Annotated in this window: 18 protein-coding genes; 3 read left to right on the forward strand and 15 right to left on the reverse strand. The window is 48.4% G+C overall.

The features are described from left to right. The first annotated feature begins 51 nt into the window (after positions 1 to 51). Positions 52 to 351 carry a hypothetical protein gene (locus tag Q0698_RS00080; RefSeq protein ID WP_298632531.1) on the forward strand — a complete coding sequence of 100 codons (300 nt, stop codon included), beginning with the start codon at positions 52 to 54 and terminating at the stop codon, positions 349 to 351. Between the two features lie 79 nt (positions 352 to 430). Here Q0698_RS00080 and Q0698_RS00085 read toward each other — a convergent pair whose 3' ends face one another. The 9 genes from Q0698_RS00085 to Q0698_RS00125 all read right to left on the reverse strand — a co-directional run bounded on the left by Q0698_RS00085 (position 431) and on the right by Q0698_RS00125 (position 17,960). Then, complete coding sequence (locus Q0698_RS00085) at positions 431 to 1,963, reverse strand: tryptophan halogenase family protein (RefSeq protein ID WP_298632533.1); 1,533 nt, start codon at positions 1,961 to 1,963, stop codon at positions 431 to 433. A gap of 31 nt (positions 1,964 to 1,994) precedes the next feature. Then, on the reverse strand, positions 1,995 to 3,221 hold the full coding sequence (locus tag Q0698_RS00090) for a hypothetical protein (RefSeq protein ID WP_298632535.1): 1,227 nt from the start codon (positions 3,219 to 3,221) through the stop codon (positions 1,995 to 1,997). Further along, positions 3,218 to 4,753, reverse strand: a complete 1,536-nt coding sequence (locus Q0698_RS00095; protein WP_298632536.1) for a tryptophan halogenase family protein — start codon at positions 4,751 to 4,753, stop codon at positions 3,218 to 3,220. Before Q0698_RS00095 ends, Q0698_RS00090 begins: the two co-directional genes overlap by 4 nt. 75 nt (positions 4,754 to 4,828) lie before the next feature. Continuing rightward, positions 4,829 to 7,810, reverse strand: coding sequence for a TonB-dependent receptor (locus Q0698_RS00100; RefSeq protein ID WP_298632537.1), 2,982 nt, complete (start codon positions 7,808 to 7,810; stop codon positions 4,829 to 4,831). A 361-nt stretch (positions 7,811 to 8,171) separates the two neighbouring features. Further along, complete coding sequence (locus Q0698_RS00105) at positions 8,172 to 9,386, reverse strand: helix-turn-helix domain-containing protein (protein ID WP_298632539.1); 1,215 nt, start codon at positions 9,384 to 9,386, stop codon at positions 8,172 to 8,174. 150 nt (positions 9,387 to 9,536) lie between these two features. After that, complete coding sequence (locus Q0698_RS00110; RefSeq protein ID WP_298632541.1) at positions 9,537 to 12,011, reverse strand: glycoside hydrolase family 3 protein; 2,475 nt, start codon at positions 12,009 to 12,011, stop codon at positions 9,537 to 9,539. Between the two features lie 103 nt (positions 12,012 to 12,114). Then, on the reverse strand, positions 12,115 to 13,110 hold the full coding sequence (locus tag Q0698_RS00115) for a glycoside hydrolase family 5 protein (RefSeq protein ID WP_298632543.1): 996 nt from the start codon (positions 13,108 to 13,110) through the stop codon (positions 12,115 to 12,117). 400 nt (positions 13,111 to 13,510) lie between these two features. Then, on the reverse strand, positions 13,511 to 16,096 hold the full coding sequence (locus Q0698_RS00120; protein WP_298632545.1) for a TonB-dependent receptor: 2,586 nt from the start codon (positions 16,094 to 16,096) through the stop codon (positions 13,511 to 13,513). A gap of 631 nt (positions 16,097 to 16,727) precedes the next feature. Continuing rightward, positions 16,728 to 17,960 carry a serine hydrolase gene (locus Q0698_RS00125; protein ID WP_298632547.1) on the reverse strand — a complete coding sequence of 411 codons (1,233 nt, stop codon included), beginning with the start codon at positions 17,958 to 17,960 and terminating at the stop codon, positions 16,728 to 16,730. Between the two features lie 225 nt (positions 17,961 to 18,185). On the opposite strand from Q0698_RS00125, the gene Q0698_RS00130 reads away from it, so the two are divergent. Next, positions 18,186 to 18,956: an SDR family oxidoreductase gene (locus Q0698_RS00130; protein ID WP_298632549.1), complete on the forward strand. Its 771-nt coding sequence runs from the start codon at positions 18,186 to 18,188 to the stop codon at positions 18,954 to 18,956. Here Q0698_RS00130 and Q0698_RS00135 read toward each other — a convergent pair. From Q0698_RS00135 to Q0698_RS00145, 3 genes are read right to left on the reverse strand one after another with little or no spacing between them, the layout of a single operon-like run. Then, complete coding sequence (locus Q0698_RS00135) at positions 18,953 to 20,203, reverse strand: HAMP domain-containing sensor histidine kinase (protein WP_298632551.1); 1,251 nt, start codon at positions 20,201 to 20,203, stop codon at positions 18,953 to 18,955. The genes Q0698_RS00130 and Q0698_RS00135 overlap by 4 nt on opposite strands. Before the next feature lie 38 nt (positions 20,204 to 20,241). Then, a complete protein-coding gene (locus tag Q0698_RS00140) occupies positions 20,242 to 20,925 on the reverse strand; it encodes a response regulator transcription factor (protein WP_298632553.1) in 684 nt (227 codons plus the stop codon). Between the two features lie 5 nt (positions 20,926 to 20,930). Further along, positions 20,931 to 22,370 carry a S41 family peptidase gene (locus tag Q0698_RS00145; RefSeq protein WP_298632555.1) on the reverse strand — a complete coding sequence of 480 codons (1,440 nt, stop codon included), beginning with the start codon at positions 22,368 to 22,370 and terminating at the stop codon, positions 20,931 to 20,933. A 218-nt stretch (positions 22,371 to 22,588) separates the two neighbouring features. Between Q0698_RS00145 and Q0698_RS00150 the strand changes: the two genes are divergently transcribed. After that, entirely contained in the window at positions 22,589 to 23,281 is a 693-nt protein-coding gene (locus Q0698_RS00150) for a spermidine synthase (RefSeq protein ID WP_298632557.1), read from the forward strand. 19 nt (positions 23,282 to 23,300) lie between these two features. Here the strand turns inward: Q0698_RS00150 and Q0698_RS00155 are convergent, their stop codons facing one another. The 3 genes from Q0698_RS00155 to Q0698_RS00165 form a co-directional block, all read right to left on the reverse strand. After that, entirely contained in the window at positions 23,301 to 24,452 is a 1,152-nt protein-coding gene (locus Q0698_RS00155; protein WP_298632559.1) for a diguanylate cyclase, read from the reverse strand. 290 nt (positions 24,453 to 24,742) lie between these two features. Beyond that, entirely contained in the window at positions 24,743 to 25,048 is a 306-nt protein-coding gene (locus Q0698_RS00160; protein WP_298632561.1) for a helix-turn-helix transcriptional regulator, read from the reverse strand. A 9-nt stretch (positions 25,049 to 25,057) separates the two neighbouring features. Beyond that, positions 25,058 to 25,474: a hypothetical protein gene (locus tag Q0698_RS00165; RefSeq protein ID WP_298632563.1), complete on the reverse strand. Its 417-nt coding sequence runs from the start codon at positions 25,472 to 25,474 to the stop codon at positions 25,058 to 25,060. Positions 25,475 to 25,494 lie beyond the last annotated feature (20 nt).

Consider the following 25,494-nt stretch of genomic DNA (forward strand, 5'->3'; position numbering starts at 1 on the left):
CATCATTCCAAGTCGCAAACTCACGAAAAGGTACCTCGGAAGTCAAACGCCATGAAAGATTTAAAACTAAGCAGCGAAGAGCAGATTCTCGTTGAGGCTTTAGAAGCGGGTGAATTTCAATCCAAGCTTTCCGCCGAGCGTTTAGCCGATCTTGAGCAGGCAGCGGAGAATACCTTTAAGAAAGATAAACGTATTAATATCCGCATTTCATCTCGTGATTTACAGGCAATCCAATCGCGTTCGCTTCAGGAAGGAATGCCCTACCAAACCCTTATCGCTAGTATTATCCATAAGTATGTGTCGGGTTCCCTCGTAGACGTTTCAGCTAATAAAGCTAATTCTCAGAAGTAGCTGACCATTATTGATTGTTACAGCCATTGACTCGCTTCGCGGCGACACAAGATCACCGCGATGACATCATTAGGTCAATTTAAACCGTAGCGGCTATTCGCTCAGGCAAGTTTGCCTTGCAGTGATCATCAATAAAGCGCTGCTGTGACGGCATCACGGATACCGAGTCATCAATCACTCGCTTAATGTGGGACAAACGGCGCAGGACTTCCTCGTCCGTATGAGTATTCACTAATGGATGATAGCCTCGCGAGGCCAATCCCTGACCCTGCATTACCGCCAACCAAGAGGTTTCATTAAATAGCTCCTGATCCTGGCGGTAAACTCGGCCATTGGACTGATACAAGGCCATCTTTTCTTCCAGAAAGCTTGGTACCTTCATGCCTTTGCAATAGCGCCAAAACTCAGAATCATCACGATCCGTTACTTTATAGTGCAAGATGATAAAGTCACGAATACGTTCGTTATCCAGTTTGAGTTGGCGGTTGAAGGTATCCCTATCAACGTCGCTAAATTCCTTGGAAGGGAAGAACCCCAGTAGCTTCGCAATGGTGGCCTGAATCATGTGCAACCCGGTACTCTCCAGCGGCTCAATAAAGCCTGCTGACAAGCCAATCGCTACACAGTTCTTATTCCAAATTTTCTTCCGCGTACCGGTAATCCAGCGCAGGAAGTTGGGCTCCGCCAATGCGTCACCCGTGAGTTTGCTTCTTAGTAGCCCAACGGCTTCATCATCAGAGACAAACTTACTAGGATAAACGTAGCCGTTACCGATGCGATGTTGCAGGGGAATACGCCAAGTCCAGCCCGCCGATTGAGCCTCGGAAACCGTGTAGGGCTTTGGCTCTTCGTTGGTGGTACATGGCATGGCCACCGCTCTATCGCAGGGCAGCCACTCACTCCAATCCTCAAAGCCAGTCTTGAGTGCACCCTCAATAAGTAAGCCTTTAAAGCCAGTGCAATCAATGAAAAGGTCGCCATCTATGAGCTCGCCGCTGTCTAGGCGAACCGCATCAATGTGCCCGTTATCTGCACGCAGCAGTACCTCGTCAACCTTAGCGTCAATGCGCCGAACCCCGCCTCGTTCCGCTAATTTGCGTAAGTACTTAGCATAGAGAGTGGCGTCAAAGTGAAACGCATAGTTAATCTGCGATAGCGGTGAATTACCCGCGTTACGCTGCGGCCGCATGAACTTACCCTGGCGAGCGGCAACGGTCGCAAGCGAATATTCATCTAACGGTGGCACGCTGGTATTACCCTGCATCTTCAGCCAAAAGTGATGGAAGGGGATAGCATCCATAACGGTGCCATGCACGCCAAAGGGATGCATATAGCGGTGATTGGTGTTACGCCAATTTTGGAACTCAATACCCAATTTAAAGGTCGCGCAGGTCTCGCGAACAAACTCATCCTCATCGATACCCAAAATCTGGTTAAACAGTTGAATCTGAGGAATCGTTGCCTCGCCCACGGAAACGGTGCCAATTTCACCTGACTCAATGAGTGTCACAGTCGTTTGCTTGGTATCCAATACCTTTGCGAGGGCCGCTGCTGTCATCCAACCAGCGCTTCCGCCACCTACAATCACCACGCGTTCAATGGAATTATTCATTATTTTTATCACTCCCAACTAGGGTTTGCTCTCAGCTAAACTGCCGAGCTATATGTGTTTCAATGTTAGTTAATACCTTGCCAATAGCGGCGTCTGGCACTAGCGCTGCCTCAGGGCTTTGCGGCCCGTTAAAGCCAACACCGTCCGCTAATACACTCATCCAGCTGTCCATAGCTATTGGGCAATTTTCCATAGTCGGAAGTTCACCCGTAGCGCTAAAAAACGTTCGAAGCTGCAACCCGAGAGGGGTTTGCAAGCTAGCTGATAGCGGTAGCTTGGCAAAGCTACTAAAGTAATTTCGCAAGTTCATCAGCTGACGATTGCAGGCCTCACTGAGCACGGACATCATGGCTCGGTCACCGCGAAAACTTCGCCATAGTGATAGCTCGGCAAGTATCATTTCAGACTCAACAAATAATGGTCCAACACAGCAGCCGCCGGCTTGGCCAACCCGCAACACACCAGCAGTCCAAACTCGCTCGGGCTGTTCAACCAAGGTGGTTCGATAGCAGCAGCGCTCGTTACCGCCTGCGCGGGTGATGTCGTAGCCATCATGGGTCAACGTTACTTTATCGGCAGCGGCACCCGCTGTGCATACGCTTCTGTCGTGCCGTGATAGCTGAAGCTGGGGCTTAAGTGTGGTGACCGGTGTAGCCATTACTGAGTCCGGCAATAGCGAAACATCCACCACTGTAGTAGCAGCGTTCAAACTGACCCCAGCCACCTCGTCGTAGCCAAAACGGGCAGCTAAAGTCTTTAATCGTGTGCTGAGCAGTTGCACAAATTTCGCCGCTGGGACAACTAGCATCGGATCCACCGACGACCAGATAGATGCCGATTCTCTGGAAATCACTGGCTGCTGGAGCGGACCCGCTCGCTGCATTAGCTGATTGGCAAACTTAAGCTTCGGCAAACGTTCGCTGGACTCCGCCGTAAACTGATGCAATGGCGCTCCGAAAAAACGTGGTAATGATGAACTAGACCCTATGGACTTTGTTGGCTGGCCGTTATCTGTGTCAATAACCCAACCATAGGAGAAGTGTCCCCCTAACACTGCGAGATCGATTCCCAGCTGCTGCAGCAATAGCAGGCAGTTTACCCCGAGCACTAGCGTCTCATCGTCCGTGGCGGGCTGAATAGATACCTTCACTCGGGTGTGAGGCTCTGCATTAATAAGCCATGCTGCTGCCATCAGCGCCAGAGCATTTCGCTCACTCGAAGCGGTGGCATTAACAATATGGATATCTGGCTTCATCATGCAATCTCTCTCCCATACAGGCTGAACCTTGCGGTATCGGATCCACCGGCCAGTTCCTTAAGCGCCTGCTCATGGGAGCCACAGGACGACACTAAGCTATCGATTTGCTGTGACAAACCGCTGAGCCACGCTTGAGTCTTGCCCGCATCGAGTAATTGGCTTTGCGGGTCTAGGCGGCTCGGGATGATATTTTGCCCCGTGTACACGGCTACCCAACTCGGCTTTAGGAATAGCCCAGTATCGTAGTGAAGCACATGCCCCGTGGCCTTATAAAGACGAATTCGTTCAACCAAGTCCGTCGGCAGTGACATATTCTTAACGTAACGCCAGAACTCTGAATCTTCACGCTCTGTCGCACAGTAATGCAAGATCAAGAAATCGCGAATTCGCTCCATTTCAAGGTTCATCGACCGATTGAACTCGTCGCGCAGCAGTGTCTCGTGACCTCGTGATGGAAACAATTCCAGCAACTTCATAATGGCCGCTTGAATAAGATAGATACTGGTAGATTCTAGCGGCTCAAGAAAGCCACTCGACAAGCCAATCGCAACGCAATTATTGGCCCAGGTTTGCTTGCGCTTGCCAGTGACAAAGCGCAGCGTCTTAGGCTCCGCCAGTACTTCGCTGTGCAGGTTCGCTAATAGCTCGTCGCACGCCTCGTCAGGAGAGATAAAGGCTGATGAATACACCATACCGTTGCCAGCTCGATGCTGAAGCGGAATCTCCCACTGCCAACCGGCAGTTCGGGCAATGGCCCGAGTATAGGGCTTTAACTTGTCATTACTCGTTGACGGTACCGCCCAGGCGGAATCACAGGGTAGCCAGTGGCTCCAATCGTCATACTCTACCTTCAACGCACCACCCAAGATGAGGCTGCGGAAGCCCGAGCAATCAATTACAAGATCAGCATCTACACGCTGCCCGTTTACGTAGAGTGCTTGAATATCCCCAGAACCGGGGTGAATTCCCAAACGATCAACCTTACCCTCTATACGCTCAACGCCCAGCGGTTCAGAAAATTCTCGTAAGAACTTTGCGTAGGCAGAGGCATCAATATGGTAGGCATAGGAATACTCCGATCGTATATCGGAGAAATCAGCAGACGGGTAAGCAAAGCGGTTGGCCTCGGCCATCTTTACCGCCAAGGAGTAGCGGCTTAGGTCTGCTGCGTTTTGATTTTTGCTGTGTGCTAGCCAAAGCTGATGAAAGTCTACGCCCTCATAGGACGACCCATAATCAGAGAAGGGGTGAATATATGATTCGCCCACCCTAGACCAATTAACAAATTCAATACCGAGTTTAAACGTTGCATGGGTAGCGCTGAGAAAACTGGTCTCGTCGATACCTAATCGCTTATTGAAATAGCGCAGATGAGGAATAGTGGCTTCGCCAACCCCCACCGTGCCAATATCGGCCGATTCGATTAGCGTAACTTGATGTGTTTCAGACGGCAGAAGCTTAATAAGCGCTGCGGCGGTCATCCAACCTGCAGTGCCTCCACCTAGGATTACTACTTTATATTTTTTATTCATCGCGACAACCCAACTGCTTTATAAAAAATAATACCCCCTAGCCCATGGTTGGGGCTAGGGGGTATTGGGTGCCGATTAGAATGTAGCGCGGAAAACGAAAGAGTAACGACGATCGTTAACGAACCACGAACGCGTTCTCAAATCACCCTCTTGGTTGATTTGCATCTTTGTTTCCACTGCGGTATCCAACAGGTTGGTAGCCTGAACACCCACTTGGAAGTTCTCACTAATATCGTAGAACAACGAGGCATCAAGATAACCCATATCGGCGTTATAAATTGGCAATGTGGTAATTACATCCCGTGACGTCAGCAAGTACTCGGAACGCCAGTTATAAGCCAATCGGCCGGAGAAATCATACTTTTCATACATCATGGCTACGTTGAAGTTGTGCTCTGATAAGCCCTCCAATGGCAGATCATCAAAGGCCGTATCGGCACCGCCATTTGGTGAACCTTTGTCTTGGATATTCGCGTAGTTAACGCTCATCCCCAACCCACCGAACACCCCTGGCAACCAATCGTAGAATTGCTGATAGTTCAATTCGAAGCCATAGATCTTGCCACTCTCGCCATTCGTTGGTGCTGAGATTTGCACCACCTGAGTTGACCCATTATTGGTCATGGTACGAGGAACGGTTCCGTTGATGAAGTAATTGCTAAGGTCTTTGTAGAACAAAGAGGCCGTCGCGTTGCCGTCATCAGCAAAATACCATTCGTAAGAAAGATCGTAGTTAATCGATTCCATTGGTTTGAGGAACGGGTTACCGGCATCGCCAAGGAAACGCTCAAACTTCGCACTGACAGGCACTGGTGGCTGCCCTGGAGGCGTATTTGGATCTAACACGACACGTAGATCATCACCCCAAACTGAGACATGGTTTGACAGCTGATCTAAGTCTGGCAAAGCAATTGCCTTAGATAGGCCGAAGCGAACCAAACTATCGTCGGTCACACTTAGCTTCATATTCAAGCTTGGCAGAACACCACTGTAGTCACCGGTAGCCACATTCTCAGCGGTAGTACCATCGCCAAAGGCTGCTTGATCTGCATCAAGGAAATTCAATGGGTCATTGGGATCATTTGGGTCCGCGACGAAATCAGGGTAAGAGAGGAAACCTTTGGTATCGGTTTCAATTTCTATATAACGAAGACCTAGGTTACCGTCAAGCTCCATTCCGCCTAGCGTGGTGGCGAAGTCCATGCGAACATAGGCCGCATTCTTCATTTCTTCCTGCTCATTAATTTCCGTTGGGAGGAAATAACCCTCTACGCCGTCGCGTTGATTCAATGGCGCCCAGCCTTGGCTTAGCGCCAGTACTGCCGAAACATCTGGATACTGCATCACCGTATCCATATCCGGAAACAGTAGTCCGTCACCGCCTTGGATATTTAGTACGCCACCACGACCGAAGTTATCGAAGCTGTTTTGATCATAGCCTACGGAAGCGCCAGCCGCATCGTCGTACCAGGTGTTACCACTGCCAGTCCATGCTTCGGATAATACACCCCAGTTGTAGGTTGAATAGCGAACCGTCTGTTCACGTTTAGAAGTACGTGCCCCGACCTTTACCGCCGTAACGAAGCCACTATCGAAGCTGTAGGTTAAATCTAGTCGACTCGCAAACTCGGTGCCGTCGTTATCTTCCACGTGATCCATCGCAGAGCGATGGAAATTATTGCGGGGATCGCTAAGGTAGTCCTCTTGGATCGCACCGCCATCGTAAGCTGGATCGAAGATGTCAATGGTCGGAAGCCCTGAACCCGAAACGTCTAGCCCGACGACTGATCGAGCGCCGCCCATCATCTGAAAGTCGAAGGTGTTAGTTTCCGCCTCAACATACTGAAGATCACCAGAGATTTCTAGGTTAGCGGTTGGCCGAAGAATCAAATTGAATGAATAGTCATCGATAATGCCTTCGTTCTCGCGCCAGCGACTAACCATGTTGTGCTGCATGCCAAAACGACCGCCAGGTTGGCGATCCGCATCGTTACCACGCCATCCTGCCTCCGAGGTAATCACGCCGCTTTCGAAATAACCTTGATTATCAAAGCTAAAATCTGAACCGGCTACAGGGTAAAGATCACGATCGGCGCCGTCATCCATTTCCATGCCGTACTCAGTCCACGCTAGCTTTGAGTCAGAATGCAAATATTCTGCCGTTGCAACAATTGCCTCATCGGGAGACTCCCACTGCAGTACTAATGCTCCTCCGGTACGCTCACGATCATCTTGCTTACGACGGATTGCTGCACCTCGAGGCACATAAACATCTTCGCCATTCACCTGATTATTCTGTAGGTTGTAAATACCAACCTGCATACCATCCGATTGCGCCTTTAATTCCGATTTGGAGTAGTTTACCAATAGACCAAAGGTACCAATATCGCTCTCCCACGTACTGCTAAACAAACCCGAGTAACTAGGTGTTGATTCCTCGATAAAGTCTGCATAGGTAGAGTCTAGTGAAAATGCGACAACGGTTTCATCGTTATCTAGTGGCTTACGGGTCACCAAGTTAACGGTACCTGAAATACCACCTTCGATCATATCGGCCGTGGAATTCTTAAAAACTTGTACATTCGCCATTAACTCAGGTGGGACATCTTGGAAACTTAATCCTCGACCACCGTTCACTTTAAAAGCGTCACGGCCGTTGAACTCTGAACGGACGTGAGTTAAACCACGAATAACAACACCTGACCCTTCCACACCAAAGTGATCGGGGTCATCAGCGCCTTCAAAGCGCCCCATGGCTACACCCGGTAGGCGGGAGATGGCTTCAATAACCGATCTATCTGGAAGACGACCAGCATCCTCTGCAGAAATGGCATCAACGAAAGTTGCCGAGTCACGTTTGATGGCTTGAGCATTCAGTAAATCACGACGAACACCGGAAACAACAACCTCTTCCATTACCTCGTTGTTATTCTCAACCTGTTCTTCGTTAGTGGTGTCCTGAGCAATAGCGCCGCTTGCGATACCGGCGATAGCAGCAGTTAAAAGAGATAGCTGGAACGGATTACCGTGCCCACGAGCTCGTTTGAAATTCTTCATAGGAAAGTCCCCAGTGCAAACAATTGTTATACTTATCATGTTGTTGCTCCTAAGCTATTTGATTATCCATAGCGAAGTCGTTCTTCTTTGCTGTAGGACGATTATTTGAACGTTCAACTTTCAACAATGCGTTTGATTGAACTAATAGACATATCACCTATTTTTCTATCGAAGCGATCTAGAGTTAGTCACAATAAGGGCTAGAGCTAGATCAAGTAGTGGATAAAGTTAAACTTTAGGTATCGGTAGCCCAAGCCAAATAAAGCTGAGCGAGTTGAAAGAAAAACGAAAATTCTTAACGACTAGCGCTTAAAAGGCCATCGAAAATGCGGGGGTGGTAGAGAGCTACAGCTTCATCAAGCTAGTGAGCGAGCGCTTCTGTAGCTTCACCATGAAAATCTTTGCGGTACTGAGAAGGAGTCTTGCCAATCACCTTTTTAAAGAAGGTATTGAACGTCGCTTTACTGTTAAATCCAGCAGAACCCATGACGTCCAACATCGTCAAGTGAAGTTGCGATTCATCCTCCAACAAACTGCGGCACTCTTCAATGCGATAACGATTCACAAACTCGAAAAAATTACACTCGTAGTAGCGATTAATGAGTTGTGACAGGGCTCGCGGAGACACTTCAAGCTGCTTCGCCAAGGTCTCAATATTTAACAGGTGATTCAAATGTGGCTTTGCTTCGCTCATGAACATCTCTAGGCGATCTGCCTCAACTTTCATTTCTTGGCGCACAGATTCGTCTGAAGCAGCATTATCAGTCTCTATGTTCTCTCGTGCCCCTAAATCAGAAACTCCCATGAGGGCATCACTCCGCCAGAGAGTGAAAATCCCTAACGCCGAGACTAAAAGCATGTTCACCCAATTAGAGAAGAGCCCCATCGATTCAAAATCAAGACTCGCACCAAAGACAAAATTCGTTGTGAAAGCCAAAGTAACGAAAACACTTTCAACGCGAATGAGTAGAAAACCCACCAGCAAGTAGGTTAGCCAAGTGAGATCTAAACGAGCCACATCAGCATATTGCTGTTGAATTTCTCGGTGATAGTTACGAATTTCCCATAGTGCCCAGACAATACAGCCCGCACGAAAGACTTCCCGAAAGAGGTTAATCAAATAAACGTAGGTAGGTTCATCCGCAAGATCATAACCCTGCAAAATGGCCATCTTTTCATCATAACCTAGCGCAAACCAAATGTTTGATTGATACGCTACAAAGAAAACGAGTGGTAGAAAGAGTAACCCATCGTAGCGTCTAAATTTAAACTCGCGGTAGATAAGCGCTCGAACAAACAGGAGTAGAAACACGGCCTCTACCCAATAGGCGGTTCCAAAAACATGGAAAATATGCGGCGAGAAATTAATGGCAGCCTCACGAAATGCCTCACCGAAAATAATCAAGTTATCAAGCGGCACACAGGCTGAGGCGATTAAAAAAGCAGCGAGAAATTTATAGCGAGCTCGACCATTGGAACTCATTCTGACAAATAACAAAAATACGGAAAACGATATACAGGTGTACATCGTAATAAAGAGCGCAACGTCATGTAAATTAAAAAGAACTTGGTCCATACCGGGCCCGAATCTCCGCAAATTTTATTGTAATTATTTGAGTAAATTACCAACTGCTCAAGTTAACTGCAACCGAAGTATGGAGTTTGCGGACAAAAAAAGTGGGGCATTCGCCCCACTGAAAAAGGAAGTAAATGAATCTCGGTAAGATTAGCGTGGAGTTAATATCGGCTCACGGTGATTATCGCCTGCCCAGGTGTTGGCGCAGTCATAGTCTTGAGCCTCAGCATATTCCCAGCGAACATTCGCCAAGGATACACTTACGCCTTCACTAGCCGTTATGACAAAAGGAGCCGAAGTACTAGACAGGCTAGAAACATCTGGCGCGATACAGAACAACGGAACGGACCACTCAACCCAGTCTCCTTGGTTAGTCTCCAGCATCCCCGTTGCATCCAATGGATAGTCATTCATCTGTGATTCGATGCTCAAGGTGAGCGCAGCATCAGAAGGCGCTTCGTTGACCTTGAGTGCAAACGCCACACGGGCATCATAGCGACGAAAACCCGTTAGGTTCGTTGCCTCACCAAAGCTGAACGCAAGCTGAGAATCTTCTGAATTGAAGTCGACTCTCCGCGCATCCTCCTGCACCAATCGGTCCTCAACATTCACTATTGTGTTGCGCTGCTCAATGGTGATGTGCTCACCCGGTGCACCAACGAATACCGCGATTCCGCCGGTATTCGACTGAATATTATAGGACTCCGTTAATGCCTGAGTAATCGGCGCTACTGTAGATTCATAGCTTCCGCCAGCACCGAGTTCAAGCGCTTCACCTTCACTTGATAGCGGCCATGAGCCCGGTAGGCGACCGGTGAAGTCGAAATCTCCCCAAAGCACGTCGGCAACACCCTGCCCCTCCGAACCAGGTAGCCATGCGGCAACAAATGCATCACTGGCATTGATCTCTGGATTGGTCCACATCGGACGCCCCGAGATGAACACCGATGCGACCGGTATGCCCGTCGCTTTTGCTTCGTTAAGTAACGCTAAGGAATCACTTTCCATCTCACTGTAGGCGATATGCATTCGATCACCATTAAACTCGGCATAAGCTGTCTCACCAAAGATCACTACAATCTTATCGAAATCGCCCTCGGCGTCACTAATACTGTCTGTAACGACCACTTCACTTCCGCGAACTGCACCAAAAGCGACTAACGCATCGGAAATTTTGGTGGCGTTCGGGAAGTCGACCTCCGAAGTTTCCGTACCCTGCCAAGTAATCGACCAACCACCTACCTGACGCGAAAGATCCTGGGCAGCATTACCCACTACCAGAATACGTTCGCCGGCAACGAGAGGCAGTGCCGAGTCATTATTTTTGAGCAACACCAAACTCTGTCTTACCGCATCACGGGACAGTTCGCGCACATCATCGCCCCACAGAGCATCTTCGCTGCCGGCCAAATAGCGTTCGGACGGTTTAACCGTATCGAAAAGACCTGCACGCATTTTTACTCGGAGAATCCGTCGCACCGCATCGTCAATGCGTTCGTGACTAATTCGCCCATTATTCACGTCATCAATAGTGTTAAGAAGGAATGCTTCCCAATCATCAGGCACCATGATCACATCCACGCCGGCATTAATGGCTTCGGCACAGTGAGCATTAGTACAACCTGGAATCTGACCGTGACCGTTCCAGTCGCCAACAATGAAGCCGTCGAAACCCATTCGCTCTTTAAGAACCGTTGTTAGCATGTAGTAATGCCCGTGAAGCTTCTCACCATTCCAGCTATTAAATGACGCCATAACGGACTGCGCACCAGCCTCTAACCCACCGATATAACCCTGAGCATGAATGTTGAACAACTCGTCTTCGGTTATAGTCGTTTCGCCCTGATCAATACCTTGAGTGGTTCCACCGTCGCCTACGTAATGTTTCACAGTGGAGATAATTCGACCATCTTGGAAGCGCTCTTCATCGGTTTCACCTTGAATTGCAGCGACCATTTCATAGGCATAATCGCGGACCATTTCCGGGTTTTGTCCGTAGGACTCATAGCTTCGACCCCAACGATAGTCCATTGCCACCGCAACAGTTGGTGCAAATGTCCAATCAATACCTGTGGCAATGACCTGCCGTGCCGTTGCCCTGCCGATGCCGCTCATGAGCTCTGGATTGCCCGCAGCACCTAAGCCAAAGTTATGTGGGAAGAGCACTGCTCCCACTACGTTGTTATGACCATGTACCGCGTCCGTACCCCAAATTATGGGGATAGGTTCATGGTCTAGGCCGTCTTCGATCATCGAGGCCTCATAGTAGCCATCAGCAATATCTAACCAATCATCAATGGTAGAATAGCGTTCACCATTGGGATGCGAACCGCCCCCATTCAATACACTACCTAGGCGATATTTAAGGACGTGTTCTGGACGAACATGACGCAGTTCGCCTTGGACCATTTGCCCCACCTTGTGCTCAAGTGACATCTTACTAATGATGTCGGTGATTCGAGCCTCCATGTCAGAATCTTGCTGAATGGGCGACTCGATAACGGGCCAAATTGTTGCGTCGCCTTCATAGGCCGGCATCATCGCGATACCACTCTCTGTCGACTGTTCATTTGAGCAGCCGAACATTACGGCTCCGATTAACGCTGAAAGCATTAGTTTATTCATGGTTTTACCCTTTTTCATTGGATTCTTTATCGTCACGAATGTGAGCGCGATGCCTCCGTTAAACAGTTTTCGTATCCCGCTCTGTGAGTTCGCGTTACCCTATTTAATGGTTAGTTGAAGTTCGCGTGGTTTCACGAACTAATTGACGAAGCAGCCTACCGTTTTCCGTTAGCTGTAAATCTTCAACCGCAAAATTTTCGCCAGCTGCCTCGAAAATAGCCGCGGTTTCGTTTTTGTCGGAAACTCCCCAACCAAAGTGAGAAAGCTGGTGTTCGTGCACAAATCGGAACCATTCTTCCGTACTTTCATAGTTCACGTCGCCGTCCCCATGAGCACTGACTGCGCCCCACTCGGACACAAACAAGGACGCGCCTAGCGACATCGCGACGTCGGCCTTTTCGCGTAATGCTTGCTTATGAGTGCCAGTATAAAAGTGCAAACTATAGGTCACGTTAGGATCATCGAGCGGATTTTTGGCGGCAACCTCCACATCCTGTGACCAGGAGGGCGAACCTACTACGATTAAGGCGCTCGGTGCTTTCTCGCGAATGATCGATATCATCAGTTCGGAGTACGGCTTCACATCATCATCCCAAGTAACGTCATTTAATGGTTCATTGTAGATTTCATAAATAATGTTTGGATATTCCGCATAGGCGTCCAGTACCCGATTAAAAAAATCTGCGGCAACATCTGGTTTCTGATGAGCGTAGTGCGAGTGGAAATCAACGACGACATAGATATCACGGCTTATAGCCTGATCAATAATTGCGGTTAGGCGAAGCCAGTTACCTTCGCTATCCGACTCCCAAGAACCAGTATTATCGCCACCAATTGCAGCTCTCACGGCATTCGCACGCCAGTCATCGACAAAGTAGTCAACAAGATCAGCGCGGTAGAATTTCTCGCCATCCCAAGTGGTGTTACTCCAAAAAAAGCTCGGCCCTGCTAACATCAGAACGTCACCATTTTGGTCAACAATCTGGCCATTTTTTACGGAGATAGCGCCATGCTCGCTAACGACGCTGGCGTAACTACTCATAGCCAAGAGGGTACAACCAATTAAGGCGGTTATTCGTTTAGTTAGGGTTTTAAACATAGAATCAGCTCAATTTATTATTATTTACGTTGAGCCACCCTATAACTCCGGGCAATGGAATGTCGTTCAAACCAAGGTATTTGATGGAACTTGAACGTTCAACTTTACGTAAATGAGCTGAACCCATTGAATTATTTGGGGTGAACACTGACTCTCTGAAGTAGCTAACCATCATTGATGAGTCACAGTAATAGGCAGTACGAAGCCTAGCGGGCCTCTATATTCAGTCTGATCTCCCAGGAGCCTGATAGATAACATCGTAATTCTGCTAGGTATTTGCTACTGCCAAGAGCATGGCAGTGGATAGGAAAAATAAGAGCATGACAGTGGATAGCGAAAACATCAGCGCTTAACGCAAAACGCCCAGCGAGTGCTGGGCGTTGTTTGCGGAGTTTACGCTTTAGAAGGTAGCTTTAACACCCATCCAAAGATACGTTCCGAATACGTCGTGCTCACTGTTAAGTTCGCCGTATCCGCCCGAGTAATCCTCAGTAAATACCGGTTTACGGTCAAACACGTTGTCAACACCACCCATCAGTATCACGTCTGACGTAATATCGTAACTGGCATTCAAGTTTACATAGGTCATAGAAGGCATCGCCTTACCGCGTGTTGATGTTCCGCCGTCGTAGTACTGAACGGTAGAACCCACAGACCAATCTGAAGCAGCCGTCCAGGTTGCGGTCATCAAACCTCTCCATGGAGTGTAGATACCACCAGTGGTTCCCACGGTACCAACGTAATCCTGCACCGAGCCATCCATCGCCTCAACCTCATAGCGAGAAAGGTACGAACCCTGAGCGCTAAGGAAGAGATCACCGGAGTTAAAGTAAAGACCTTTGCTAAGCTCCATATCCCAACCGGAAACGTGTTCATAACCTGTGTTTTGCAGGGTTCCGTTCATGTTTTCGATCTGACCTGTTACAGGGTTACGCTCCACCGATAAGGTGTCACAGGATGCACTATCACCTGCTATGTAACACTGATCCAGCATGTAGTCTAAATCTGGTGTACCAATTGCGTTCTCAATCTTAATGTCGTAGTAATCAACAGTGAAAGAGAGATCTTCAACCATGTCCGGCGTCCAGACCATTCCAGCCGTCAATGTTTTGGCTTCTTCTGGATTCAGGGCCGCGTTACCGCCGATGTTAGTTGGGATCTGACCAGAAGTATGTTCAAAGTTCTCGCCAATCCCTTCATCCAAACATTGTTGGTAGTTGGTAGATTGATCATTATCACAGGGATCCGTCTGGAACTCATACGACTGACTAGCGCCACGATACAATTCGTACACGTTTGGAGCACGGTAGCTCGTTGAGTAGCTACTACGGAAACGTAGGGTTTCAATTGGTGCATAAATACCACCTACGCGGTAAGTTCCCTTTCCACCGAAGCTGCTGAAATCTGAATAGCGAACCGCGGCATCTACCGCCAATTCATCCACACCCTTAACGCCAGAGAGAATAGGAAGATTCACCTCTGCAAAGACTTCCGATACGTTATATGAGCCAGCGGTTGGGCTTTGTAGGTTACCAGCGGAATCACCATTCTGCGCTTCGGCAGATGGGTTGAATTCTGCGGACTCTTCGCGATATTCCGCACCTACGGCAAAGCCGATGTCACCACCAGGAAGCGAACCGAGTTCACCTGCTAACGACGCACCGAAGTTAGTGATCTCGTAAGTGTTGTCAGAAACGTCAGTGAAATTAACCTGTTGAGCTAACTCTGGGTCCCAAGGGCCTAGAACGTCAGCGCCATTTGCAACGGCCTCATCAAGCTTACGCTTATTCAGCGAGTTGTGGATGAACTCATTCGTTGAGTTACGACCATAGCTACCGTAGACATCCCACGTGTAGCCGTTATCCAGATCGCCAGTTAAGCCAGCTAGTGCACGGTAAGTGGTTGATTCCTGAGACGAGATACGTGGACCACCCGCGGATGCACGGCTGTATACACCGCCGTAGTTATCAGTCCAATCGCCCGTGTTACCCGCAGCGATATAGGCTTCCTGCAGCTGTGCAATTTGTGAAGCAGAGAAGCTGTCTAGCGGAACATCCAACCATATTGGATTAGCCGCCAATTGCTGAGTAGAGTCACGACGAGTAGTGGTAAGTTCGCCATATGCTTCCATTGAGTCTGAAACGAAGTAATTACCATTAAGCGTGGCACTCACACGCTCAGAGTTGCCGGACAACCACATTTCCTGAAGGTCATATTGTTGATCCATTTGAAGGTCGCCGTTCTGATCAAAGAAGCCCGCGCCTAATCCACCAACCCAAATATTGCCGTTCGGGTGATAAATACTATTATAACCAGCGAAATCACGATCAGAGTAACCAACTTCGCCACGCTTGTGGTAGGAAATGTTGCCTACAAGCTCGTAACGCTCTTCACTCAAGCCAGATGTCAAAGAAAGTTCCTGGCTATCACCACCGCCTTCAACTGTGTCACCGAGCTTGGCACTGAGTTCAGTACCTTCGAATGAATCTTTCATTACGATATTAATAACGCCAGCAATGGCATCTGAGCCATAGACGGCAGAAGCCCCATCGGTAAGCACTTCAACTCGATCAATCATCGCGACAGGAATGTTGCCAAGATCTACCGCAGACGCGACACCCGAGGTTGAAGAGACGAAACGGCGGCCATTAACCAATACCAGTGTTCGAGTTGCACCCAAGTTACGTAGGTCAACCCAGGCTAAACCAGCCCCGCCGTTGTTATCATTCTTACCAATACCATTCGTTCCTACTGACGGCATACGTTTTAACAGCTCGTCAATATTAGCGACACCAGAACGCTCGATTGCCTCGGTAGAAATGACGGTGATTGGTCCTGTCGTTGACAGAGGGTCACGGGCGATTCGGGTGCCGGTAACCACAACTTCTTCGGTCATACTATCTTCTTGAGCTAGTGCCGCAGGTACTGCGGTAAGACCCGATAGCGATGCGCCGATCGCTATAGCTAGTGCGCTTTTGTTATTCATAATACTCTCTAAACCTCTATTATTTATGCCGAGAAATATAGCAATCACGGCCTCCTATTTTCAGGAGCTCTTTCCGAGTTCTACGGAAACTACTTGGAGATTCAGGTAGGGGTCAACAGCAAAAAAATGCGCGCAGGGCTCAGTGAGTAAATACACCTATCAAGGAAGTGAATACCAGCACAGCAGCCTATGAGTGAGAGATGGCTAAAGTTGCAGCGAAGACTGGAGGTTTTAGTTGCTTGAACATTAAAATTGCGACCTAACGAAATGCTTAAAAAAAAATGGTTATAGCAAAATATACGTATGGGTAGTGAGAGTACTGCTCATTAATGGTCTGACCAGTACTAAATTGCGCATAAAAAAGGCAGGTTCATCAAAAAAAGGGAATAATTAACAGAAAATTAGATTACATTACGACATTAACAAACCTCAATTCTGTAAATTCGAAAAATAAAAAATATTATTCGGCCTGCTGAATTCTCAAGTAACCGGATATTTAGCAAAAATTAGCGGGATATGAGCATAATCGCACCGCATTCCCTAATTTTTGCTAAGTCAAAATTACGCAATATCGCCATGACATGACGTGTTTAATCCATGGCATTTACTGCGCCCGTCACCTCACTAACGGTTATTCGAATAAAGCCGGTGCTTCAGGCGCACTCTCAACCATTTCTTTATCAATTTCTTTATCAATTTCTTGCTGAATTAATTGATAGAATTGAAGACGCTCCTCCATACGCTGGCGGTCACTCGCGACAGCCCAATTACCATTTGAGGCAATAACCAACTGCCTGGCAGGATCAATGAAGATGCCCTGCCCAAAGATCCCCCGCGCCATGAACGCACCGTTATCCAACGTCCACCACTGGTAACCATAGCCGTAGTTTGGCGAGATATTCCCTACATGATTGGTAGTTGCATCGGCCAACCAACCTTCGGGCAATATGGACTCGCCATTCACTTTGCCTTCACTAAGCATAAACAAACCAACGCGCGCAAAGTCACGGACGGTAGCTTGAATACAACAGCCACTAATTTCCTGGCCCGAAGAACTCAGCAACCACGAAGCATCAGCTTCCATCCCGTAGGGCTGCCAAATCTTCTCTGACAAATAGTCCGCCAAGGTTTTGCCGGTAGCACGGTTTACTAACAGGCCTATTAGGTTGGTCTCGCCCGTTTTATACACCCACTTTTCACCAGCGGGCGCTTCGCGCTCTAGACTCCGCATGTAGCTAATTGTGGTATCAACCCCAGGCTCAGGAACATGATTATTGAATTTGGCGACATCCGAGTTAGGATCACCATAATCCTCATTCCAACGAACGCCTGAGGTCATAGTGAGTAATTCTTCAACCGTCACGTCGTTGTAAACGGAACCTTCAAGACCGGGCAGATAGGTAGTGATCTTGTCATCCACGCTATTAATGTAACCGTCTTTTATTGCCGCACCCACCAAGGTAGAGGTGAGCGACTTCGCTACCGAAAAACTCGTCCATCGACCATCGGCCGTAAAGTTTCGACGGTAGTCTTCAAAACGAATTTCGCCGTTGTGAACAATCACCATGCCAGCCGCTCGTTGGGTACTCATATAAGCATCCACATCTAATGGCATCTCTAGTGGTTGGCCCGCTGGTAATTGCAGTGGCTGTTCACTTGCTGACATCACTCGAGATTTGGCCAGCAGAGGCATCTTATCCAACGCCCTGAAGGCAAAATCACGCTGTTCGTCACTCCAAAATAGAAGGTCTTTATCGGTCGGGAATGTCAGGATTAGGCTGCGAACATCACGGTCAATAGTTTGCCAATACCAGGTACCGGAACCCGCCAGGATGACTAGCGCAGCAAGTAGCCACTTCTTCATTATTTTGCTCTCATTATTATTTTGATGTTCTACGTTACACCGCGAATTACGGTGAGGCAATGTGGACAGTCGCAGGTCTCCTTGCGCCTTAGGCTTATTCAACCCGTTATGAATAACACGAATCTCTAGCTCTAAACCAGAGGGCTGCCAGCTGTCACCTGGGTTACTAGCTATTTCAACTTCCTTGCCGCACACTTTAAGCATTACTAGATAACGGAGTTTGCGATGAATAATTTCTTTAGTGTGGAAGGCAAAGTTGCTGTCGTAACGGGCGGTTCACGTGGTATTGGTGAGATGATCGCCACTGGCTTACTGCAGTCTGGCGCCAAGGTTTATATTACCGCTCGCCGAGCCGAAGTGCTCAATGCCACCGCCACACGTCTCAGCGAGTTTGGTGAGTGTATTGCCATTGCATCAGACCTCTCTACCACGGAGGGTATTAGCCAATTTGTGGAAGCGGTCACTCAACGCGAGAGCTCGATTGACATCCTTGTGAACAATGCCGGTGCGGCCTGGGGGGATACCATTGATAACTTCGCCGAAGAAGGCTTTGATAAAGTCATGGATCTCAATGTGAAATCGATTTTCTTCCTGGTACAGAAGTTCCACCAGCAACTGAAGCAAGGCGCGTCGCAAACGGACCCAGCGCGCGTTATTAATATTGGTTCCATTAATGGTTTAACTAACCCGAAGATGAACAACTACAGCTATTCAGCAAGTAAAGCCGCGGTGCACCAGTTAACTCGCCACCTTGCTGCCGATATGGCTGAAGAGTTCATCACCGTAAACGCCATCGCCCCGGGATACTTCCCCAGTAAGATGACCGCTCATATTATTGAGGCGGATGATGCGCTCAAGGAGTCCGTCCCCCTAAAGCGCTTAGGCAGCTACGAAGATGCCGCCGGTACAGTGATTTATTTATCGTCACGTGCCGGTGCTTACGTAACGGGCCACACTCTTACGGTGGACGGTGGCATGGTGGCGGCGGCGGGTTAATCGCCAAACTTAATATCAATTTGAAAGTCGTCCAAGGCCTGTACCGACAACTGCCAACCAAAACGATCACAAATACGTTGAACTAGGTGCAGGCCCTGACCCATACCGCGGCTTGCCTGGCTTTTTTCGCCCGGCTGCATTAGCGCATCGCTCACAACAGCTTTGTCAGCCGATGAAATAGGGTTAATCACACTTAGCGTAGAACCCGTTAGTTGTATCGATAGAACTGACTCACTAGTATGATTCACCGCATTATCTAACAGGTTGTTCAGTAGCAATTGCAGCAAATTTGCGTTCGTCACAACATAGAATCCCGCACTGACGGCTACGCTAACCTCATAATCATCCGCTCTAGCCAGAACAGGATGAGTAATTAAGCTCTGTTCTATCTGCGCTAACAAGCTGAGTTTCTCCGTGGCCAATGATTCATTACGGGATAATGTCAAGAGTACTTCTATGGTCTGTTCGATTTGCTGTGAGCTCTGCTTTAGTTGGCTTAGGGTTGGCGAACTCAGCTTACTGCCCGCGCTAAGCGTTGACAGTTTCATCTTCAGAACGGTCGTTGGCGTTCGCAGCTCGTGGCTAATGTCTCGAGTGAAATCCGTCTCTCGTTTTAACGCCTTCTGAAAGCGATTTACATTGGTCTCAATAACAGCTCCCAAAGCACTCATTTCACGAGACTTGAGAGGCCTGGTAAACTTCAGCGGCATCTTACCATCATGGGAAGCGACTTTATCGGCGAGATATTCGATGGGTTTCACCACCCAATTCGACAGGTATATTGACAGCGCGATGGCGACTAAACAAACCAATAGGATCATGGCCGCGAGCCACCTAAGTAATGCCGGCAAATAGTCCCGAGAAACTTCGTAGGCACTCACATTCGCCACTAGCAACCAACTTTGCTGCCCTAACTGCACACTACGAGTATGAATAGTGCCTCGATTCGGCAACGGAAACTCAACCCGTTCCGGTGACTGCTGATGGAGTAACTGCACGGATTCGGGTAATTCCGACCAACCCGAATACAATGTCATAAACGGATAACGGGCTGAAGCTAATTCTCCAGTAGCTTGAAAGTGCTGTTCAAGATAGCGTGTTTCGTCCAACACCATACGATTAAAGATGTTATCTTCCACTAGCCATGAGTAGGCCAGCATCAAAAGTACCAATAGTAAGCTCAAAATCATCGTGAAGATCACTAACAGACCGCGTATCCGACTTTTGATGCTCCCGCTCTTATTCATACTCGCTCCCCTAGCCAAATCACCACGCTTAGGCATACCTACTCCCCCGCATCCAAACGAAAACCGACTCCGTGAATCGTTTTTAACATTGGTTGATTAAATGGCTTATCTAGGTTTTGACGCAGGGTATAGATATGTGATCTCAGCACATCACTATCGGGCTGCTGGTCACCCCAAATTTTGCTAATCATTTGCTGTCGACTAACGGCGTTTGGATAGGCTTCCACCAACAACATCAGCAAACTAAAGTCCCTAGCACTGAGAGTTACCTCCTGTCCGGCACGATATATTTGCTGTGTCTTGGTGTTGACTCTGAGTTCCCCAATAGTAACCTCACTGCTACGATGCAGCTGTCGGCGTTTGCTCAAGGCCTTACATCGCAACAGTAACTCCACTAACTCGAAGGGCTTAGTTAGGTAGTCATCCGCGCCCGCATGAAAGCCTTCCGACTTATCCTGTAGGCTATCCCTTGCGGTTAACATCAACACCGGAGGGGCGGGATCGCAATTTCCCTTAATCTTCTTGCACACTTCAATTCCGCTGATATCTGGAAGCATCAGGTCCAAAACAACTACATCATAGGTATCTGTCATCGCCATTGCTAAACCCGCTTTACCGGTGGCGGCGTAATCCACAACAAATCCCTGCTCAGCCAAGAAATCATATACCTGAACAGCGATAGCTTGCGTATCCTCAACCAGTAACAGCGACGTCTTTTCCACGAGCTTTAGTCCTCTCTACTATCCATACTTACATTCAAACTAGCATCCCTAGCACCCTTTTCTTCGATGATCGCCAACGCAGCAGCAACTTCAGTATCTTCGCCCGATTGTAGGCTCTGCGCATCGTGACGGGTAATCACCTCGGGGATCACACCCTGAACCGTACTATCACCGCTAGGACGAAGTAGAATGCGCGTTGGCACATAGGCCCGCAACTCCGATGCCGGAAGATTGAACAGGTTACCCTGTGCCGTTTGGTTGGCATAGCCACCTGTCGTTTGACCTATTAACGTCGCAAACTCGTTATCCTGTAGAGTGGTAGCCAATACAATAGCTGATGAGTAGCTCACTTGGCTAATGAGCAGATAGGTATCGCCACCAAAGTGATTTTCACTCTGAGTCGGCTCCACCCAGTCTTCCCATGGCTCGTCCAGTATCTCACCCACCTTTCCTCGATAGCTTAACAGGCCGCTGTTATCTTCATTAAGCTTCTCCTTTACCCTCGCCACCAACCGAAAGGGTTTATCCGCAAGATAGCTAGTTAGATACGCCACCGTATCGGTGTTGCCACCTGGATTATCGCGAATATCGATGATTAATGAATCGATGCTTCGCGCTGCGATGTCGCTGAAGGTCTCGTCAACGAATTCTTCGAACCAGCTTGGATCGACATCAAAGTCCGCCAAATAGAGGTAGCCCACATTGCCGTCTAACACTTCAAAGTAGTAGTCAGTATCCGCGTTCTGATCCTGAGTTACTAAAGCCCAATCATCGTCTCTCGCTAAGGTAATTTGCTGTGACTCGTTCTGGTGCTCGAGGCTTAACTCAAACTCATTGGTGTAACCAAAAACAGACCACAAGATAATTGGGAACCTACGGGCTACCACCTGTTCGCGTAGCGCTAGGGATTCACCTCCTACATAGCGTTGGGCAAGGTCAACCAATTCAGTGGTGTCAATATCGTTTAGTTGAGTTATCTTACTCCCGGCCGAAATCACATCACCATTAAAGGCATAGCTATTCTTAATAAACAGCCCATCATCATTAATTTCAACCGCCAGGGGAAACAATATTTGCCCCTGAGCGTCTAGTAACGCCTGTTCCTGATAGGGCCATATTAAAAAGGTGTGTCCGTCATTAAAGGCGTGTGAGAGTTGCCCCACCTGTCGATAGAACTCCAGGCGAGTCAGAGGCCTGTTGATAAGTGACTTGATGTTGGCCACCTCGGCCTCAAGATCCGCCAAACTTGCGTAGTTTGCGAGGTCTGGATGACGGTCGAGCACCCCTTGGTAAAAGGCATCAACATCCTGGTGCAACTGCTCCACAGGAATCTTGGAAGTCATCAGTGAATCATCGGAGAGCGGTGGAAAGATTTCTAAGTGGCTGTTTCCACAGCCGGTCAACAGTAGTGTGGCGACGAGTAATAACGAAATAGTACGTTTCATAGCAATTCCTCTTAAGCTTTTCGGCGAACATGGGCGCTAATGTAGCAGGGCAAATGTGAAGCTTTTGTCGAAGAATTTGAAAAACACTATCGAAATAATTCTCACAACTAGACTAAGTTCCCTACAGAAGACAGGGTTACGCTTATTAAAAAGGTGTCTTGATGTGAATTACTCAGGCAGTATGTATAGGGTGCATCTTAGCGTGAAGGATCTCAGAAATGTTTGAAGAACTCGATTATCAGGAAACACCGCTAGGCTCCATCAGTCTTCGCCGACGCAGCGAACCTAGGTTAAACAATCGCATTGTTTACGAGGTGAAGATGAATGATGAGTTCCTCATGTCCAGCCTGTTCTATGAGGCGGAGTTACAGCTTTCTTATTTAGGCCTGGCCGCGCTGGAACGCGATGAGCTCAACGTCGTAGTAGGTGGTTTGGGCCTTGGCTACACCGCCGGTGCGGCACTGGAAGATGATCGAATTGCGCGTCTGCGAGTAATTGACGTCATGGAGCCAGTCATTAGTTGGCATAAGCGTGGCCTCGTTCCCATGGCTAAGGCTCTCACCTACGATGAGCGCTGCGAGTTGGTGCTGGACGACTTCTTCGCCTGGGCATTAGATGGAGAGCGCGACCAAGACTGCCTCGATGCGGTGCTACTGGACATTGATCACACGCCCGCCCATTGGCTTACAGCGAGCAATGAAGGCTTCTATAGTATTCAGGGATTGCGGGCGATTACCGATAAACTCAAGCCAGGCGGCGTCTTCGCGCTTTGGTCTGACGATGATCCGGACCCAGAATTCATGGCTTTGCTGGAAACCGTTTTCAGTCGGGTAGAGGGCACGCGAATTACCTTCCCCAACCCCTATCAAGAGGTTGATGCCTCTAACGGTGTTTATGTAGCGATTAAATGAAGCTTGGCAACGAACGAATTCAGCCTAGAACTACCTGATTACCACCTTGAGATTTAGCTTGGTAAAGGGCTGCATCAGCACGACCAACAGCACTTCGCAGCGCTTCACCTTTCGATACGCTCACTAGCCCAAAGCTTAGTGAACAACTAAGTCCACGCGACCTAGCGAGTTCCTCTACGTCGCGGCGCAGCGCTTCGGCTAGACGCTGCGCATTAGCCAAAGTGGTTCCGTGAAGATACGCGACGAATTCATCGCCACCCACCCTACTGGTTAGATCAGAGGAGCGGAGACGTTTACTCAAATAACCGGCGAGGCTTTGCAACATATCATCACCGGCGGGATGTCCATGCTCATCATTCACCTGTTTGAAACCATCCACATCAATATACATAACAGTGGACTCAGTGGATACGGCACTTTGATCAAGACGTTTCGTTACTTCTTCGAAAAAGCTTCGGCGATTAAGCAGACCGGTTAGTGGATCTAAACTCGACAACTTGGTCAATGTATTGACCACGCGACGATTCGCTTCAATCACCACGCCAACATTTACCAAATACGCCATAACTACGACGCTGGCCATAGTGACCATATCTAGGAATCGGCGCGGAGTCGCATCCATATCGAAAAGGTTTACCACTGCACGCATTGAAGTTGTTACTGCGAGGAACAGGAAGGCCATAAAGAGGATCCACATGGGCATACTCTGCAGGCGCCTTGAGAGCACAACTGTCAATTGCACGGATAGCCCGAAGGCGAATAGATTTACCCAAAAGGTGGACCAAGATTCAGGCAGACGGATCATCATTCCAAAGAAAACACCCAATACACCTAATGATGCAAATGCCAGAGCTGGCTGCCATTTGACGAGAACCTTAGAGTGGATGAAGCCACCGATTGCGTAACGACAGAGAAAGAAACTGGCGATCATCGTTGCGTTGGAGAGAGTTCTGAGTAACTCAGCAAAGGTAAATTCTTCCGTTGGACCCGCATAGCCAAGCAGCCGAGCCGTAATACTAAAACATGCTGATAGGCTCAGAAGTACTTGAGATAAACTTAAAAGCGGAATATAGCGTTCGCCACGGTTAACACGCCCACTGAGATACAGCGATAAACCATTTATCGCAAATCCAAACACTATAAAACTGTAAATGAGAAAATAGCTATCCATGCTAAATATCCTACGCATTACTCACCGCAGAGTATAGCTTACGCACCAACGATCGGATTCTAGTGCTCGCTTAGCAGCTTCGAAACGTTAAACGTAGAGAGAAATAATGAGCTGGATAGACCTTATACGCAACATCCCATCGGACGGAGTGTACGGTAATGATTAGTCAGAATGAGGAAATACGTCGAGCGCACCGCTGAATGGGTTCAACGCGCGCTCACCGAGCTTGGGGGAGGCTCTTCAAGCGCGTCGTCGAATTATTACAACAGCTGCTCTTAAAGCACAGCGGTTTAAATCATCAGTATCAGTACCAGCGTAGCGCCCACTGCACCGCCAGCGACAATTCCGCCCATCAGTTGAGCGAAGCTAAAGCTTTGTGCTACTTCCACCACCTCAAAAGCCTGATCAGAAATAATGGTACTGGCATCAATATCCAGCGCAGCGGCAATACATAACACTGATTCACTGGCACCGGTACCATAGCGTTCAATCCGTTGAATTGTTCGCAGGCTAAGACCTGAAGTATCCGCTAACTGCTGCTGGGTCCAAGCCTTTGCGGTGCGAAGTGCCTTGAGTTGTTGAGCATCAATATTCATCTCAAAACCTTACTTAAACAGTACTTCGAAGATCATCACACCGCTGAAACCTACCACAGCTCCGGCTAGCAAAGACTTGAATAATTTCGGCCAGTCAAACTTACCGTCTTCGTCACGATAATAGTTGAAGGTCACGGTCCTAAAATGGGCGCCATCCTTAACCACCTTCACCACCACATCGCTTTTGTAAGCTTTAGTAATATCAAACTCGACTTCGTATTCCGAGTCATCAACACTAAAGGTATGAACCGTTTTGAATCGCAAACTACGTTTTTCGGAAACCAATTCACCGTTCAACCATATTTTCTCCATACCCGTCCAACTAGAACCCCACACTACCAGTTCTTGGCCATCTATATTGAAGCGTGCCGTGATGCCATTTAGCAGTGAAAGTGTTAATGGCTTGTTGATGTTTTCCTGTGACATGTTTTTCTCCTTGATGAAAG

This window comes from uncultured Umboniibacter sp. (assembly GCF_947497555.1).
Taxonomy (GTDB): Bacteria; Pseudomonadota; Gammaproteobacteria; order Pseudomonadales; family DSM-25080; genus Umboniibacter.

Bases quoted from the DNA above. Each gene is read 5' to 3' on its own strand.
- Q0698_RS00080 (WP_298632531.1), top strand. From the start codon at position 52: ATGAAAGATTTAAAACTAAGCAGCGAAGAGCAGATTCTCGTTGAGGCT.
- Q0698_RS00085 (WP_298632533.1), bottom strand. From the start codon at position 1,963: ATGAATAATTCCATTGAACGCGTGGTGATTGTAGGTGGCGGAAGCGCT.
- Q0698_RS00090 (WP_298632535.1), bottom strand. From the start codon at position 3,221: ATGATGAAGCCAGATATCCATATTGTTAATGCCACCGCTTCGAGTGAG.
- Q0698_RS00095 (WP_298632536.1), bottom strand. From the start codon at position 4,753: ATGAATAAAAAATATAAAGTAGTAATCCTAGGTGGAGGCACTGCAGGT.
- Q0698_RS00100 (WP_298632537.1), bottom strand. From the start codon at position 7,810: ATGAAGAATTTCAAACGAGCTCGTGGGCACGGTAATCCGTTCCAGCTA.
- Q0698_RS00105 (WP_298632539.1), bottom strand. From the start codon at position 9,386: ATGGACCAAGTTCTTTTTAATTTACATGACGTTGCGCTCTTTATTACG.
- Q0698_RS00110 (WP_298632541.1), bottom strand. From the start codon at position 12,011: ATGAATAAACTAATGCTTTCAGCGTTAATCGGAGCCGTAATGTTCGGC.
- Q0698_RS00115 (WP_298632543.1), bottom strand. From the start codon at position 13,110: ATGTTTAAAACCCTAACTAAACGAATAACCGCCTTAATTGGTTGTACC.
- Q0698_RS00120 (WP_298632545.1), bottom strand. From the start codon at position 16,096: ATGAATAACAAAAGCGCACTAGCTATAGCGATCGGCGCATCGCTATCG.
- Q0698_RS00125 (WP_298632547.1), bottom strand. From the start codon at position 17,960: ATGAAGAAGTGGCTACTTGCTGCGCTAGTCATCCTGGCGGGTTCCGGT.
- Q0698_RS00130 (WP_298632549.1), top strand. From the start codon at position 18,186: ATGAATAATTTCTTTAGTGTGGAAGGCAAAGTTGCTGTCGTAACGGGC.
- Q0698_RS00135 (WP_298632551.1), bottom strand. From the start codon at position 20,203: ATGAATAAGAGCGGGAGCATCAAAAGTCGGATACGCGGTCTGTTAGTG.
- Q0698_RS00145 (WP_298632555.1), bottom strand. From the start codon at position 22,370: ATGAAACGTACTATTTCGTTATTACTCGTCGCCACACTACTGTTGACC.
- Q0698_RS00150 (WP_298632557.1), top strand. From the start codon at position 22,589: ATGTTTGAAGAACTCGATTATCAGGAAACACCGCTAGGCTCCATCAGT.
- Q0698_RS00155 (WP_298632559.1), bottom strand. From the start codon at position 24,452: ATGGATAGCTATTTTCTCATTTACAGTTTTATAGTGTTTGGATTTGCG.
- Q0698_RS00160 (WP_298632561.1), bottom strand. From the start codon at position 25,048: ATGAATATTGATGCTCAACAACTCAAGGCACTTCGCACCGCAAAGGCT.
- Q0698_RS00165 (WP_298632563.1), bottom strand. From the start codon at position 25,474: ATGTCACAGGAAAACATCAACAAGCCATTAACACTTTCACTGCTAAAT.